The organism is Paracoccus isoporae (assembly GCF_900101865.1).
Classification (GTDB): Bacteria; Pseudomonadota; Alphaproteobacteria; order Rhodobacterales; family Rhodobacteraceae; genus Paracoccus; species Paracoccus isoporae.
Genome location: NZ_FNAH01000008.1, coordinates 30,168 through 43,794 on the forward strand (window position 1 = coordinate 30,168; position 13,627 = coordinate 43,794).

The following is a 13,627-nucleotide window of genomic DNA, read 5'->3' on the forward strand; positions in this document are numbered from 1 at the left end:
TATCTTGATCTGTCGCCGGATCAGGCGGCAGCCTTGGCCTTCTCGACGATCGCACCGAAGGCTTCGGGCTCGTGCACGGCCAGATCGGCCAGCACCTTGCGATCCACCTCGATCCCGGCCTTGGTCAGCGCATTGATGAAGCGCGAATAGGTCATGTCGGCATCCACCGCGCGCACGGCGGCATTGATCCGCTGGATCCACAGGGCGCGGAAATTGCGCTTGCGGTTCTTGCGGTCGCGGGTGGCGTATTGATTGGCCTTGTCGACGGCCTGGGTCGCGGTGCGGAAGTTGCGCGAACGGTTGCCGTAGTAACCTTTGGCCTGCTCCAGCACCTTCTTGTGACGGGCGTGGGTGACCTTACCGGATTTAACGCGTGCCATGTCTCAGTTCTCCGATCAGCGGTTATAGGGCATGTATTTCTTGACGATCTTGGCATCTGCGTCGCACAGGACGGTGGTGCCGCGCGCATCGCGAATGAACTTCGTCGTGCGCTTGATCATGCCGTGGCGCTTGCCGGCCTGGGCGGATTTCACCTTGCCCGAAGCCGTCATGGAGAACCGCTTCTTGGCGGCTGCTTTGGTCTTCATCTTCGGCATTTTGCTCTCCTTGTCAGAGGTTTACGCGCGACTCGGCAATGCCTTTTCGGCCGGCCGCGCGGGATTGAAGGCGCCCATATACGGCGCGGGGCGCGGGAATGCAAGCAGGATCAGCCGAAAACCCGGCCGAACGCCGCGCCGATCTGGTCGAACCCGACGCTGCCCGGTTCGATCACCGCCGCCACCACCAGCACCGCGATGCCAAGGCACAGCAGGATCGCCGCCGGGCGCGGGGCCTGGGTCCGCAGCACGGAGATGATCGCGGACAGCACCGAAAGGACACAAAGCGCAGTGCCTAGAAGCAAAAGAACATCAGCCATTTCCAACCCCTTCTTCGTCGGGATTGCAGTTATTCCGCTTCTGACCGGTTGATCAAGTCCTCATCGCAGGTCGCCACGCGCAGGATGTTGGTGGTGCCTGCGACATTGAACGGCACGCCGGCGGTGATGACGATCTGCTGCGTCTCATTGGCGAACCCGAATTCGCGGGCGATCTGGACGCCGCTGATCACGGCCTCGCGGAACCGGCTCAGCGGCACGGTCGAGACGCAATGCGTCCCCCAGGTCAGGCACAGCCGACGCAGCACGGTGGGGATCGGCGACAGCGCCAGGATCGGGACGCGCGGGCGCTCGCGGGCGACCAGGCTGACCGTGGTGCCGGACTGGGTATGGGCGCAGATGGCAGAAATGTCGGTGGTCTCGGCGATCTCGCGCGCGGCGGCGACGATCCCGTCGGCAACGGTGTTGCGGTCGGCGCGGCGCGAGGCCTCGATCACCTCGCGGTAATTCGGGTCGCTTTCGACCGAGCGGGCCACGTCATCCATCGTCGTGACCGCCTCGACCGGGTAGTCACCGGCCGCCGATTCTGCCGACAACATCACCGCGTCGGCGCCTTCATAGATGGCGTTGGCCACGTCCGAGACCTCGGCCCGCGTCGGCACCGGGCTTTCGATCATCGATTCGAGCATCTGGGTCGCGACGATGACCGGCTTGGCCGCCGCACGGCACTGGCGGACGAGGCGCTTCTGGATCGGCGGCACCGACTGCACCGGCAACTCGACCCCCAGATCGCCGCGCGCGACCATGATCCCGTCCGAGACCTGGAGAATATCGGGGAAGGAGCGGACGGCCGCCGGTTTCTCGATCTTCGACAGCACGGCCGCCCGACCGCGCGCGAGGCGGCGTGCTTCCAGCACGTCCTCCGGCCTCTGCACGAAGGACAGGGCCAGCCAGTCCACGCCCAGCTCGCAGGCAAATTCCAGATCGCTGCGGTCCTTGTCCGACAGGGCGGCGAGGGGCAGCACCACGTCGGGCACGTTCACGCCCTTGCGGTTGGAGATCGCGCCGCCGACGGTCACGGTGCAGTTGGCGAAATCCTCGCCGCACTCCTCGACCTTCAGCCGGATCTTGCCGTCATTCACCAGCAATTCCGAGCCGGGTTCGAGCGCGGCGAAGATTTCCGGGTGTGGAAGCTGGACGCGCGTCCCGTCTCCCTCCGTCTCGTCCAGATCGAAGCGGAAGGCCTGACCGATTTCCAACTCATGCTCGCCACCCGCGAACACCCCGACCCGCAGTTTCGGGCCCTGAAGATCGGCGAGGATCGCGATGGGGCGTCCGGTATCCTCCTCGATCTTGCGGATGATGTCGTGCCGCGCCTTGTGGTCGTCGTGATCGCCATGGCTCATGTTCAGCCGGAACACGTCCGCCCCGGCCTCGAACAGCGCGCGGATCGTGGCGTAATCAGAGGACGATGGACCCAGCGTCGCGACAATCTTGATGTTCCGGTGACGTCTCATCACGTTCCCTCCGAAAAAATGTTTCCGCTATCATGGCGGAAAGAGCCTGCGGCCACAACTGGCAGAGCGTGAAGAATTCACGTAAGGGGCATGTATGAAAGATGACGCCCGCACCAGCCACGACGCCTTCTGGACGGAAGGCGAGGACCGGCCAAGCAGGTGGCTGATCACCTGCGACCATGCCACCAACCGGGTGCCGGGCTGGATCAATGGCGGCGATCTGGGGATCGCGCCGTCGGACATGGCGCGGCACATCGCCTATGATGTCGGCGCGGCGGGCGTCGCCCGGCATCTGGGTGTGCACCTAAATACGCCGGTGGCAGGGTCCGATTTCTCGCGGCTCGTGATCGACCCGAACCGGGGCGAGGATGACCCGACTCTGCTGATGCGGCTCTATGACGGCACGGTGATCCCGGCCAATCGCGATGCCGACCGGGATGAAAAAGCGCGGCGTCTGGCGCGCCTCTACCGGCCCTATCACGACACGCTGGCGCGGATCTCCGCCGCCCGCCCGGACCGCGCCATCTGCGCGATCCACAGCTTTACCCCGCAACTGCGCGGCCGCCCGCCGCGGCCCTGGCAGGTTGCCGTGCTCTACTCCCCAACGGATGAGCGCCTGGCGCCGTTGCTGATCGAACGCTGCCGTCAGCAGGGCTGGGAGACGGGCGACAACGAACCCTATTCCGGCCATCTGGCGGGCGACTCGATGGATCGCCATGCGCTGGCGCAGGGCCGGCCCCATGTGCTGATCGAGATCCGCAACGACCTGATCGCGGATGAGGCCGGGCAGGCGGAATGGGCCGAGCGGCTGTCGGTCGTGATGGACGGGCTTCTCGACGCGGCCGGTCTGTAGTCGCGGGTCTCGCAGGTCGGATGAACTCCGGCGCTATCCGCGGCGGAACGGCCCCCAGTCCCGAAGGAACTCGATCTCCTCGCCCACCGCGTCGCGCTCGCGCTGCAGGTAATCCTCGAGCGCGCCGCGAAATCCCGGATCGGCCACCCAGTGCAGCGAATGAGTCTCGGTCGGCAGATAGCCGCGCGCCAGCTTGTGCTCGCCCTGCGCCCCGGCCTCGACCCGCGCCAGACCGTGCGAGATGGCGAAGTCGATGGCCTGATGATAGCAGATCTCGAAATGCAGGAACGGGTGCTCCTCGGTGGTGCCCCAGTAGCGGCCGAACACCGCGTCCGACCCGATCAGGTTCAGCGCGCCTGCGATCGGCTGGCCGTCGCGTTCGGCCAGCACCAGCAGGCAGTCATCGCGCATCGTCTCATGCAGCCGGTCGAAGAACTCCCGCGTCAGATAGGGCCGGCCCCATTTGCGCGCGCCGGTGTCCTGATAGAAGGACCAGAAGGCGTCCCAATGCGCGGGCGTGATCTCATCCCCGGTCAGTTGCCGGATCGTGCCGCCGAACTCCTGCGCGCGGGCGCGCTCCTTGCGCAGGTTCTTGCGCTTGCGAGAGGAGAGCTGCGACAGGAAGGCCTCGTAATCCTCATAGCCGTCATTCAGCCAGTGGAATTGCTGCGTGGCCCGCGGCATGAATCCCGCCGCCGCGCCCAGTTCCGCCTCGGCCTCGGTGCAGAAGGTCACATGCGCGCCGGAGAGGTTGTTTTGCAAGCAGAGCTGCGCCATCGCGTTCAGCAAGCCCGTCTGCACCCGCGGATCCCGGGCGATCAGCCGCTGTCCGGTCACGGGGGTGAAGGGAACGGCGCATTGCAGTTTCGGATAGTACTGGCCGCCGGCCCGCTGGAAAGCATCCGCCCAGGCATGATCGAAGATATACTCGCCCTGGCTGTGCAGCTTGACATAGCAGGGCGCGACGCCCTTGAGCACATCGTCATCGCGGGCCGCGAGATGCGCGGGCACCCAGCCGCTGCGGCCACCGACCGAACCCGAATCCTCCAGTGCGGCCAGAAAGCGGTGGGTGGTGAACGGATTGCTGTCGGCGCCGGTCGCGTCCCACTCCGCGGCCGGGATCTCCGCGATCGCCTGATGCACTGTGACGGAAAGGGTCATGCGAAGATCGCCAGAACGAGCGGGGCGATGATGGCGGTCAGCACGGCATTCAGACCCATGCCGATCCCGGCGAAGGCGCCTGCGGTGTCGTTGACCTGAAAGGCGCGGGCCGTGCCGATGCCGTGCGCCGCCACGCCCACGGCCAGACCGCGCGCGCGCCAGTCGGTGACGCGCAGCGCGTTCAGCAATGGTGTCGCCACGACCGCGCCGAAAATCCCGGTCAGCAGCACAAGCACGGCGGCCAGGGTCGGCTGCCCGCCAATCCGTTCAGCAATGCCGATGGCGACGGGTGCGGTGGTGGATTTCGGGGCGAGCGAGGCCAGCAATGCCGCATCGAGCCCGAAGAGGCGGCCGATCAGCAGGGCCGATCCGACCGCGACTACCGACCCCGCAGCAAGTGCGGCCAGCACCGGCAACCAGGCGCTGCGGATCCGTTTGAGATTGTCGTAGAGCGGCAGGGCCAGGCAGACCGTGGCGGGGCCGAGCATGAAGTGAACGAATTGCGCGCCCTCGAAATAGGTGCTGTAGCTCGTACCGCTCAGCCACAATACGGCACCCAGGATGATGACCGAAATCAGCACCGGGTTGGCCAGGCTGGCCCGGCCGCTGGCCCGGAAGATCATGTCCCCGATCCAGTAGGCGGCCAGAGTCGCGGTCAGCCAGAGCAGGGGCTGGCTGGTCAGATAGGACCAGATCAGTGCCGGGTCATTCATCGGTCTGACCCGTTCTGCGCGCCACCGCTGCGAAGGTCACCGCGCCGGCGGCAATGGCCAGCACCGTCGAGGCCGCCACCGCGAGCCCGAGCGCCAGCCCGTGTTCGGCAAGCACCGGCAGATGCGCGATCACGCCGACTCCGGCGGGCACGAAGAACAGCGACAGATGCGCCAGCGTCCCGCTTGCGACAGCGCGCAGCCGATCGGCCAGGGCCGGGCGCAGCAGGCAGGCGGCGACCAGCAGAACCAGCCCGACCACCGGGCCGGGAAGCGGCAGGGACAGGCCGCGCGAGGCGATCTCTCCCACAAGCTGGAAGCAGAGGATGATGGTGAGTGCGGGGATCATGGCCCGGACGTTATGCCTCTTTCGCGGGGCTGGCCAGAGGGGCGGCACGGCGAAACCTTGCGGGCAGCCATGCGTCTGCTATCACGCTTCCGCGATGCGAAGGCGGGTGGTGGGTCTGCGACAAGTCATGCTGAATAGACGCCAGAGCTCCCCATCGCCCACACGTTGTGTCTTGGCCGACTCATAGCGTGGATCCTCCATCAACCTACCAGATATTGCGGTTCTTGTTGACTTTGCAGGCGCCGGGCGGAAGACTTCGCTGATCCGATGGCGATTCCGGGACCGGCTGCGTGAAATTCGACCGACTCAGGCTCAACGGCTTCAAATCCTTCGTGGACCCCACCGATCTGGTGATCCGCGAGGGGCTGACCGGCGTGGTCGGCCCGAATGGCTGCGGCAAGTCGAATCTGCTCGAGGCGCTGCGCTGGGTGATGGGCGAGAACCGGCCAAGCGCCATGCGCGGCGGCGGGATGGAGGACGTGATCTTCGCCGGCACGTCGCGTCGCGGCGCGCGCGCCCATGCCGAGGTGATGCTGACCATCGACAATCGCGAGCGGCTGGCTCCCGCCACGGTGAATGAGGCCGACGGCATCGACATTGTCCGCCGCATCACCCGCGATGCCGGCTCGGCCTACAAGATCAACGGCAAGGAGGCGCGGGCGCGGGATGTTCAGATGCTGTTTGCCGATGCCTCGACCGGGGCGCATTCCCCCGCGCTCGTCCGGCAGGGGCAGATCTCCGAGCTGATCAACGCCAAGCCGAAGGCCCGCCGCCGAATTCTGGAGGAGGCTGCGGGGATCTCCGGCCTCTATGCCCGGCGGCACGAGGCGGAGCTGAAGCTGAACGGGGCGGAGACCAATCTGACCCGCGTGGATGACACGCTGGACCAGTTGGCCACGCATGCGGCGGCGCTGACCCGGCAGGCACGGGCGGCGGCGAAATACCGCGAGATCGGCGCGGCGCTGCGTCAGGCCGAGGGGGTGCTGCTGTATCGACGCTGGGCCGAGGCCGATGCGGCGCGGTCGTCGGCCGCCGATGCGCTGCGCGAGGCCGTCGCGGCGGCGGCTGCGGCAGAGGCGGCGGCGCGGCAGGCGATTGCCGGGCGAGAGGCGGCAGAGCAGCAGCTTCCCCCGCTTCGCGAAGAGGAGCAGGTGGCCTCCGCGCTGCTGTCGCGTGTGACGCTGGATCGCGAGGCCCTGGACGAGGCGGAGGCCCGCGCGAGAGCCGCCATCGCTGCCTTGCAGGGCCGGATCGCGCAGTTGAGCAAGGATATCGAGCGCGAAGGCCAGCTCAACCACGACGCCGCGGAGGTGGTCGCGCGGCTGGATTGGGAAAAGCGCGAACTCGACAAGGCCGGGCAGGGGCATGGCGCGCGGCTGGAGACGGCAGGCGCGGTGGCCGACGAGGCGGCCGAGGCGCTGCGTGCGGTCGAGGCGAAGCTGGCCGAGCTGACCGACGAATCGGCCCGGCTGTCCGCGCAGGCGCATTCGGCGGAGCGGCTGGTCTCTGATCTGGGCGCGATGCGCGACCGGGCGGAACGCGCGGCGGCCGAGGCCGAAACGGCGGCCAGCCAGGCCGATGAGACCGGCCGGGCGGCGGAAGCGACGCTGCGGTCCACCGAGGCCGCGCAGCAGGTCGCCGCTGCGGCGGCCGAGACCGCAGAGCAGGCGCTGACCGAGGCCGAGGCGGCGCGAACCACCGCCGAAACCGCCGAAGCGAGCGCGCGGGCCGCCCGCGCCGAGATCGAAGGCGAAGCAGGCGCGCTGAAGGCGGAGATGGCGGCGCTGGAACGGCTCGTCGCGCGCGGCGCGGGCGACGGCAGCGCATTGCTCGACCGGCTTCGGGTGGCGAAGGGCCATGAAACGGCGCTCGGTGCCGCTCTTGGTGATGATCTGTCCGTCGGGCTGGCGGATGGCGGCTCGGGCTGGGCGGAACTGCCGGGCTATGACGAGGCGGCCGCGCTGCCGGACGGGGCCGAGCCGCTGGCAGATCATGTCACCGGGCCCGAACTGCTGTCCCGCCGTCTCGGGCAGATCGGCATTGCGCCGAGCCGGGACGCGGCGGAGCAGATGCAGCCCGACCTGCGTCCGGGCCAATGCCTCGTGACCCGCGACGGCGGGCTGTGGCGGTGGGACGGCATGCGGGTGATGCCGGGCGAGGCGTCCTCTGCCGCGGCGCGTCATCTGGAGCAGGTGAACCGGCTGTCGGAATTGCGCGGCGTGGCGGATGCGGCCGCAAGCCGCGCAGCGGACGCCGTGCACACCCATGACCGGACCCGCGCGGCGCTGAGTGAGGCGAGCGCGGCCGAGAAGGCCGCGAGAGACGGCCGGCGGGAGGCGGAACGGGCCTTGTCTGACGCCGCGCGGACGGCGACGCGGGCGGAAAGCGATCTGTCGATGGCGCGTGCGAAGGCGGAGTCGGCGCGATCGGAGCTGACCCGCCACCGCGAGGATGCAGCGGATGCGCGCGCCCGTCTGGCCGAGGCGGAGCGCCAGCTTGCCGCCCTGCCGGATCGGGGCGCGGCGGCCGCGGCCGTGGAAGCCGCGAAGACCGGCGTCGAGGCAGCGCGGATCGCGACCATGACACGCCGGGGCGCGCTCGACGAGTTGCGGCGAGAGGGCAATGCCCGCACCAAGCGTTTGCAGGAGATCGCGAAGGAGGAGTCCGGCTGGAAATTGCGGCTGGAACAGGCCGGAACCCGTGCCGCGGAACTCAATGCCCGGCTGGAGGAGGCGCAGCGCGAACTGGCCGAGGCGGAGACAGAGCCCGCGCGTCTGGCCGAACGACGCGCGGGGTTGCAAGACGCCGAGGCGGCGGCCGGATCCCGGCTGGATCGCGCCCGCGCGGCACTGGCGCAGGCCGAGGCCGCATTGCGCGACGCCGCCATGGCGGAACGTGATGCCGAGCGCCTGGCCTCGGACTCGCGCGAAACCCGCGCTGCGCGCGAAGCGCGGTCCGAGGCGGCGCGTGACACCGAAGCCGCGGCCCGGACCCGGATCCTCGAGGAAACCGAATCCACCCCCGACGCGCTGCGCGAAACGCTCGGAGATGCGGAGACAGACATCGCCGCCGCCACGCTGGAGGACCAGATTGCCCGGCTGCGCGCCAGCCGCGATGCGCTCGGCCCGGTCAATCTGCGCGCCGATGAGGACAAGCGCGAGCTGGAAGAGGAACGCGGCAAGCTGGCCGGGGAGAAGGACGACCTGGAAGAGGCGATCCGCAAGCTGCGCGCGGGCATCGCCAGCCTCAACCGAGAGGGGCGCGAGCGCCTGCTGGCCGCTTTCGATACGGTGAACGGCAATTTTGCCACCCTGTTCACCCATCTGTTCGGCGGCGGCGAGGCGAAGCTGGTGCTGGTCGAATCCGACGATCCGCTGGAGGCCGGGCTGGAGATCATGTGCCAGCCGCCGGGCAAGAAGCTGTCGACGCTCAGCCTGCTGTCGGGGGGCGAGCAGACGCTGACCGCTCTGGCGCTGATTTTTGCCGTGTTCCTGGCCAACCCGGCCCCGATCTGTGTGCTGGACGAGGTGGATGCGCCGCTCGATGATGCCAATGTGGGGCGGTTCTGCGATCTTCTGGACGAAATGACCCGGCGCACGCAGACCCGCTTCCTCATCATCACCCACCACGCCGTAACCATGGCGCGGATGGACCGGCTGTTCGGCGTCACCATGGTCGAGCAGGGGGTCAGCCAGCTCGTCAGCGTCGATCTTCAGCGTGCCGAGCAGCTTGTGGCGTGACCAGAAGGGCCGGCCGCAGGTAACAGGCGCCTGAGGTGACCTGCGCCGTGCGCCGCGATCCGCCGCGTCCAGCTTGCCACTTCGGAGAACCCCGCCTCCCGCCCTTGCGGCAGTGCAGCATCGCGCTTAGCTGTCGCGGCATGTGAAAGAGGTGCAACCATGAAACTCAACGTGATTATCACCAGTACCCGGCCGGGCCGGAATGGCGAACCCGTCGGCAACTGGTTTTTCGACCACGCCAGGCAGAATCCGGGCGGATTCAACGAGGTGGTCCTGTCCGACCTGGCGCAGCAGGGCCTGCCGCTTCTGGATGAGCCGCATCACCCGCGCGCGCAGAAATATACGCAGGACCACACCAAGGCTTGGGCGCGGATCGTGGACGGCTCGGACGCCTTCGTCTTCGTGCTGCCCGAATACAACTATGCCCCGCCGCCCAGCTTCTATAATGCAATCGATTACCTGGCGCTCGAATGGGGCTACAAGCCGGCGGGCTTCGTCTCCTATGGCGGGATTTCGGGCGGGATGCGCGCGACGCAGAGCGCCAAGGAAATCCTGACCACCGTCAAGGTGATGCCGATCCCCGAGCAGGTGGCAGTTCCGATGGTGTTCGACCATCTGAAGGACGGGGTGTTCGAGGCCCCGCAGATCGTGCGCGACAGTGCCGACACGATGATTGCGGAACTGGCCAGATGGGCCGGTGCGCTGAAAACCCTGCGTTGATTTTCCGCTTCGACAAGCAGGTCGATCCGTCCTAGGATCAGCCCGAATTGAGACGGAGCTGCCCCATGTCCATCGACGCCCGCCTGAGCGAGCTGAACATCACATTGCCCGAGGCGCTCGCGCCGGTGGCGAATTATGTCCCGTTTCAGCAAAGCGGAAACCTGCTGTTCATTTCCGGCCAGATCTCGAACGGCCCGGACGGGCTGATCGTGGGAAAGCTGGGGCAGAATATGGATGTGGCGGCGGGCGCCGCCGCCGCGCGAAGCTGCGGCCTGGGTCTGCTGGCGCAGGCGCGCGCCGCGCTTGGCAGCCTGGACCGGGTGGCGCGGGTGGTGAAGCTGACCGCCTTCGTCAACTCCACCCCTGAATTCGGCGATCAGCCGGAGGTGGTGAATGGCTGCTCCGATCTCATGGTCGAGGTGTTCGGGGAGGCCGGGCGACATGCGCGGGCGGCAGTCTCGGCACCGTCCCTGCCGCGCGGGGTCGCGGTCGAAATCGAAGCGATCTTCGAGGTCGCGTGATGGCGCTGCATCCTGATTTCACCCGGCTTCCGATTGCCCATCGCGGGCTGCACAGCCGCGGCGTGCCCGAGAACTCGCTGGCCGCGTTTCGCGCCGCGATCGGGGCCGGCTACGCGATCGAGCTGGACATCCAGCCGGCGTCGGACGGCACGCCGATGGTGTTCCATGATTACGACCTGAACCGGATGTGCGGCGATGAAGGCTATGTCAACGACATGGACCCCGAGGCCTTGGGCGAACTGAGCCTGGACGGCACGGACGAAAAGATCCCGACCCTGGCCGAAACCCTGCGCGAGGTGGCCGGGCAAGTCCCGCTGCTGATCGAGATCAAGGATCAGGACGGCCGTCTGGGCACCGGCATCGGGGAATTGCAGGACAAGGTCGCGGCGCAGCTCGAAGATTATACCGGGCCGGTCGCGGTCATGTCCTTCAATCCCAACACGGTGAAGGCATTCGGCGATGCCGCGCCGGAGATCACGCGCGGGCTGACAAGCTGTGCCTTCGACAAGGATGACTGGCCGATGCTGGATGACGAGACCCGCGAGACCCTGTCGGAGCTTGCGGATTTCGACCGGATCGGCGCGGAATTCCTGTCCCATCAGGCCAGCGATCTTGCCAACCCGGCGGTTCAGGCGCTGAAGGACCGGGGCGTGCGGATCCTGTGCTGGACCGTCCGCAGCGCCGAGGAGGAGGCCGAGGCGCGCCGGATCGCGGATGGCATCACCTTCGAGAACTACCGCCCCTGATGAGTTCGGTCACCGCGCTCTACGACGCCCGTGTCGCGGCAGGCGGGCTGACCGATGACCCGGCACAGCGCGCGGTGCTGCCGATGCTGGATCGCCTTGTCGCCACGCTGAAGAACGAGGCGCCGCAGGCCGAGCGCGGCGGCTGGCGAAGCTGGTTCGGCGGCGGGGCCGAGCCTGCGCCGCAGGGCACGCGCGGCCTGTATCTGTGGGGCGGCGTCGGGCGCGGCAAGTCGATGCTGATGGACATGGTGATGGAGGCGGCGGATATCCGCGCCAAGCGCCGGGTGCATTTCCACGCCTTCATGCAGGAGATCCAGGCCGGGCTGAACGAGGCGCGCAAGCGCGGCGAAAGCGACGCGATCCGGCCGGTCGCCAATGACGTGGCGGATCACGCACAGCTTCTGTGTTTCGACGAGATGCAGATCACCGACATCGCCGATGCGATGATCGTCGGCCGGCTGTTCCAGGTGCTGTTTGAACGCGGCGTCTGCATCGTCACCACCTCGAACCGCGCCCCGGATGAGCTCTACAAGAACGGGCTGAACCGGCATCGTTTCCTGCCCTTCATCGATCTGATCCGCGACCGCATGGATGTCCATGCGCTCGACAGCGAGAACGACCACCGCCAGGGGCGGGCGGGCGGAGATCAGGTGTGGTTCTGCCCGCTCAACCGCGAGACGCATGCCGCGCTCGAGGCGGTTTGGGCGGAACTGACCGACGGCAGGGAGGTCGCGCCACTTTTGCTGGAGGTGCAGGGCCGCAAGGTCGAGATCCCGGCCCATGCCGACCGGATGGGCCGGGCGGGGTTCTGGGATCTCTGCGCGCGCGCGCTCGGTCCGGCGGATTACCTGGCACTGGCGGAGGCGGTCGATCTTCTGGTGATCGAGGGCATTCCGACATTGTCATCGTCCAATTTCAACGAGGCCAAACGCTTCGTCACGCTGATCGACGCGCTCTATGAGGCGAAGGTGCGGCTGATTGCCTCCGCCGCTGCGGAGCCGGAGCAGCTTTACATCGAGGGCGAGGGCAGTTTCGAGTTCGAGCGCACAGCGTCGCGGCTGCGCGAGATGCAGGACGCGCAATGGGGTGCTGGCGACGCTTAGGCGGTGTCGCCGTGCTGAACCGGGATCGGGGATAAAGGGCGCGAGATCATCCGTTCTCACGCAGAATGCGACCGGCCAGATAGAGCGATCCGCAGATCAGGATCCGCGCGCCGGGATGGGCCGCCGCCAGATCAGCGACCGCCTCGGCCGGATTGTCTGCGATGTCGGTTTGCATTCCGACAGATGCGGCTGCCGATTGCGTCGCCTCGGCCGGCAGCGTGTTTTCCTCTCCCGCGATCGACACCGCCGTAAGGCCCTGCGCAATCTCCGCGAGCGGCCGCAGGTAGCCGGTGACATCCTTGGTGTTTAGCATGCCGCAGATCAGGAATGTCGGACGCTGCGGCATCTCGGACAATGTCGCGGCAAGCGCGGCGCCGCCCGCCGCGTTATGGCCACCATCCAGCCATAATTCGCAGCCGTGCCGGCTGGCCATGTCCACGAGCGGCCCGCGCCGCAGGCGCTGCATCCGTGCCGGCCAGTCGGCGCGAGTCACCGCGGACATCGCCTCGGCCGCGCCGTATCCCAGCAGGCGCAGCGCGGCAATCGCCGTGCCCGCATTGTCGATCTGATGCGGGCCGGGCAGGTTCGGCCGGGGCAGGTCGATCAGCCCGTGATCGTCCTGAAAGATCATGCCATCCGCCTCTGGAATGGCGTGATAGTTCTGGCCCGCAACGATGGCCCGCGCACCCAGCCGCGCGGCCTTTCGTTCGATGACATGCAGCGCCTCGTCCTGCTGCGGCCCGATGATGCAGGGCACGCCGGATTTCAGGATGCCGGCTTTCTCACCGGCGATCTCCGGCAGGGTCTCGCCCAGAAATTGCGTATGGTCGCGGCTGACCGGGGTGATGATCGTCAGCAGCGGCCGCGTCACCATGTTGGTGGCGTCCAGCCGGCCGCCCAGCCCGACCTCCAGCAACGTATAATCCGCTTCGCTTCGCGAGAAGGCGAGGAAGGCCGCCGCGGTGGTCAACTCGAAAAACGTGATCGGACGGCCGGCATTGACCGCCTCGATCTCGGTCAGGATGCTGGACAGATCGGCCTCCGGGATCAGCGACCCGGCCAGCCGGATCCGCTCATGGAAGCGCGACAGATGTGGTGAGGTATAGGCGTGGACGCGCTTTCCCGCCGATTCCAGCCCGGCGCGCAGCATCGCCAGGGTCGAGCCCTTGCCGTTGGTGCCCGCAATATGGATCACCGGTGGTAGACCGTCCTGCGGATCGCCGAGTTGGGCCAGAAGATCCTGCATCCGGTCAAGCGACAGGTCGATGATCTTGGGATGCAGCCCCATGACCCGCTGCAGAATGGCGTCGGATTCGTCCATTCCGGCGCTGTC

14 protein-coding genes are annotated in these 13,627 nt (G+C 67.6%); 6 read left to right on the plus strand and 8 right to left on the minus strand.

Translation table 11 applies throughout. From position 1 onward, the window contains the following. Positions 1 to 20: 20 nt before the first annotated feature. From rplT to pyk, 4 genes are all read right to left on the minus strand, one after another. Positions 21 to 380, minus strand: a complete 360-nt coding sequence (gene rplT / locus BLT73_RS12500) for a 50S ribosomal protein L20 (protein ID WP_090524278.1) — start codon at positions 378 to 380, stop codon at positions 21 to 23. 15 nt (positions 381 to 395) lie between these two features. Beyond that, positions 396 to 596, minus strand: a complete 201-nt coding sequence (gene rpmI, locus BLT73_RS12505; protein ID WP_090524280.1) for a 50S ribosomal protein L35 — start codon at positions 594 to 596, stop codon at positions 396 to 398. Between the two features lie 110 nt (positions 597 to 706). Further along, the gene (locus BLT73_RS12510) at positions 707 to 916 is read right to left on the minus strand and encodes a hypothetical protein (RefSeq protein ID WP_090524282.1); all 210 of its coding nucleotides are present in this window, start codon (positions 914 to 916) and stop codon (positions 707 to 709) included. A 29-nt stretch (positions 917 to 945) separates the two neighbouring features. Continuing rightward, positions 946 to 2,391, minus strand: a complete 1,446-nt coding sequence (pyk, locus tag BLT73_RS12515) for a pyruvate kinase (protein ID WP_090524283.1) — start codon at positions 2,389 to 2,391, stop codon at positions 946 to 948. Positions 2,392 to 2,485: 94 nt separating this feature from the next. On the opposite strand from pyk, the gene BLT73_RS12520 reads away from it, so the two are divergent. Further along, positions 2,486 to 3,244, plus strand: a complete 759-nt coding sequence (locus BLT73_RS12520) for an N-formylglutamate amidohydrolase (protein WP_090524285.1) — start codon at positions 2,486 to 2,488, stop codon at positions 3,242 to 3,244. Between the two features lie 33 nt (positions 3,245 to 3,277). On the opposite strand, the gene BLT73_RS12525 is transcribed toward BLT73_RS12520, so the two are convergent. The 3 genes from BLT73_RS12525 to BLT73_RS12535 are packed head-to-tail and all read right to left on the minus strand — an operon-like array spanning position 3,278 to position 5,464. Further along, entirely contained in the window at positions 3,278 to 4,405 is a 1,128-nt protein-coding gene (locus tag BLT73_RS12525) for a GNAT family N-acetyltransferase (protein ID WP_090524287.1), read from the minus strand. Next, entirely contained in the window at positions 4,402 to 5,118 is a 717-nt protein-coding gene (locus BLT73_RS12530; protein ID WP_090524288.1) for an LrgB family protein, read from the minus strand. Before BLT73_RS12530 ends, BLT73_RS12525 begins: the two co-directional genes overlap by 4 nt. Next, positions 5,111 to 5,464: a CidA/LrgA family protein gene (locus BLT73_RS12535; protein WP_090524290.1), complete on the minus strand. Its 354-nt coding sequence runs from the start codon at positions 5,462 to 5,464 to the stop codon at positions 5,111 to 5,113. The genes BLT73_RS12530 and BLT73_RS12535 overlap by 8 nt, the downstream gene beginning before the upstream one ends. Before the next feature lie 290 nt (positions 5,465 to 5,754). On the opposite strand from BLT73_RS12535, the gene BLT73_RS12540 reads away from it, so the two are divergent. The 5 genes from BLT73_RS12540 to zapE all read left to right on the plus strand — a co-directional run bounded on the left by BLT73_RS12540 (position 5,755) and on the right by zapE (position 12,294). Continuing rightward, the gene (locus BLT73_RS12540) at positions 5,755 to 9,204 is read left to right on the plus strand and encodes a chromosome segregation SMC family protein (protein ID WP_090524291.1); all 3,450 of its coding nucleotides are present in this window, start codon (positions 5,755 to 5,757) and stop codon (positions 9,202 to 9,204) included. A gap of 159 nt (positions 9,205 to 9,363) precedes the next feature. Continuing rightward, positions 9,364 to 9,924 carry an NADPH-dependent FMN reductase gene (locus tag BLT73_RS12545; RefSeq protein WP_090524293.1) on the plus strand — a complete coding sequence of 187 codons (561 nt, stop codon included), beginning with the start codon at positions 9,364 to 9,366 and terminating at the stop codon, positions 9,922 to 9,924. A 65-nt stretch (positions 9,925 to 9,989) separates the two neighbouring features. Then, on the plus strand, positions 9,990 to 10,445 hold the full coding sequence (locus BLT73_RS12550; protein ID WP_090524294.1) for a RidA family protein: 456 nt from the start codon (positions 9,990 to 9,992) through the stop codon (positions 10,443 to 10,445). After that, the gene (locus BLT73_RS12555; RefSeq protein WP_090524296.1) at positions 10,445 to 11,191 is read left to right on the plus strand and encodes a glycerophosphodiester phosphodiesterase family protein; all 747 of its coding nucleotides are present in this window, start codon (positions 10,445 to 10,447) and stop codon (positions 11,189 to 11,191) included. The genes BLT73_RS12550 and BLT73_RS12555 overlap by 1 nt, the downstream gene beginning before the upstream one ends. Further along, a complete protein-coding gene (zapE, locus tag BLT73_RS12560) occupies positions 11,191 to 12,294 on the plus strand; it encodes a cell division protein ZapE (RefSeq protein ID WP_176805080.1) in 1,104 nt (367 codons plus the stop codon). The genes BLT73_RS12555 and zapE overlap by 1 nt, the downstream gene beginning before the upstream one ends. A gap of 46 nt (positions 12,295 to 12,340) precedes the next feature. Here zapE and BLT73_RS12565 read toward each other — a convergent pair whose 3' ends face one another. After that, on the minus strand, positions 12,341 to 13,615 hold the full coding sequence (locus BLT73_RS12565; RefSeq protein WP_090524297.1) for a bifunctional folylpolyglutamate synthase/dihydrofolate synthase: 1,275 nt from the start codon (positions 13,613 to 13,615) through the stop codon (positions 12,341 to 12,343). Between the last annotated feature and the right edge of the window lie 12 nt (positions 13,616 to 13,627).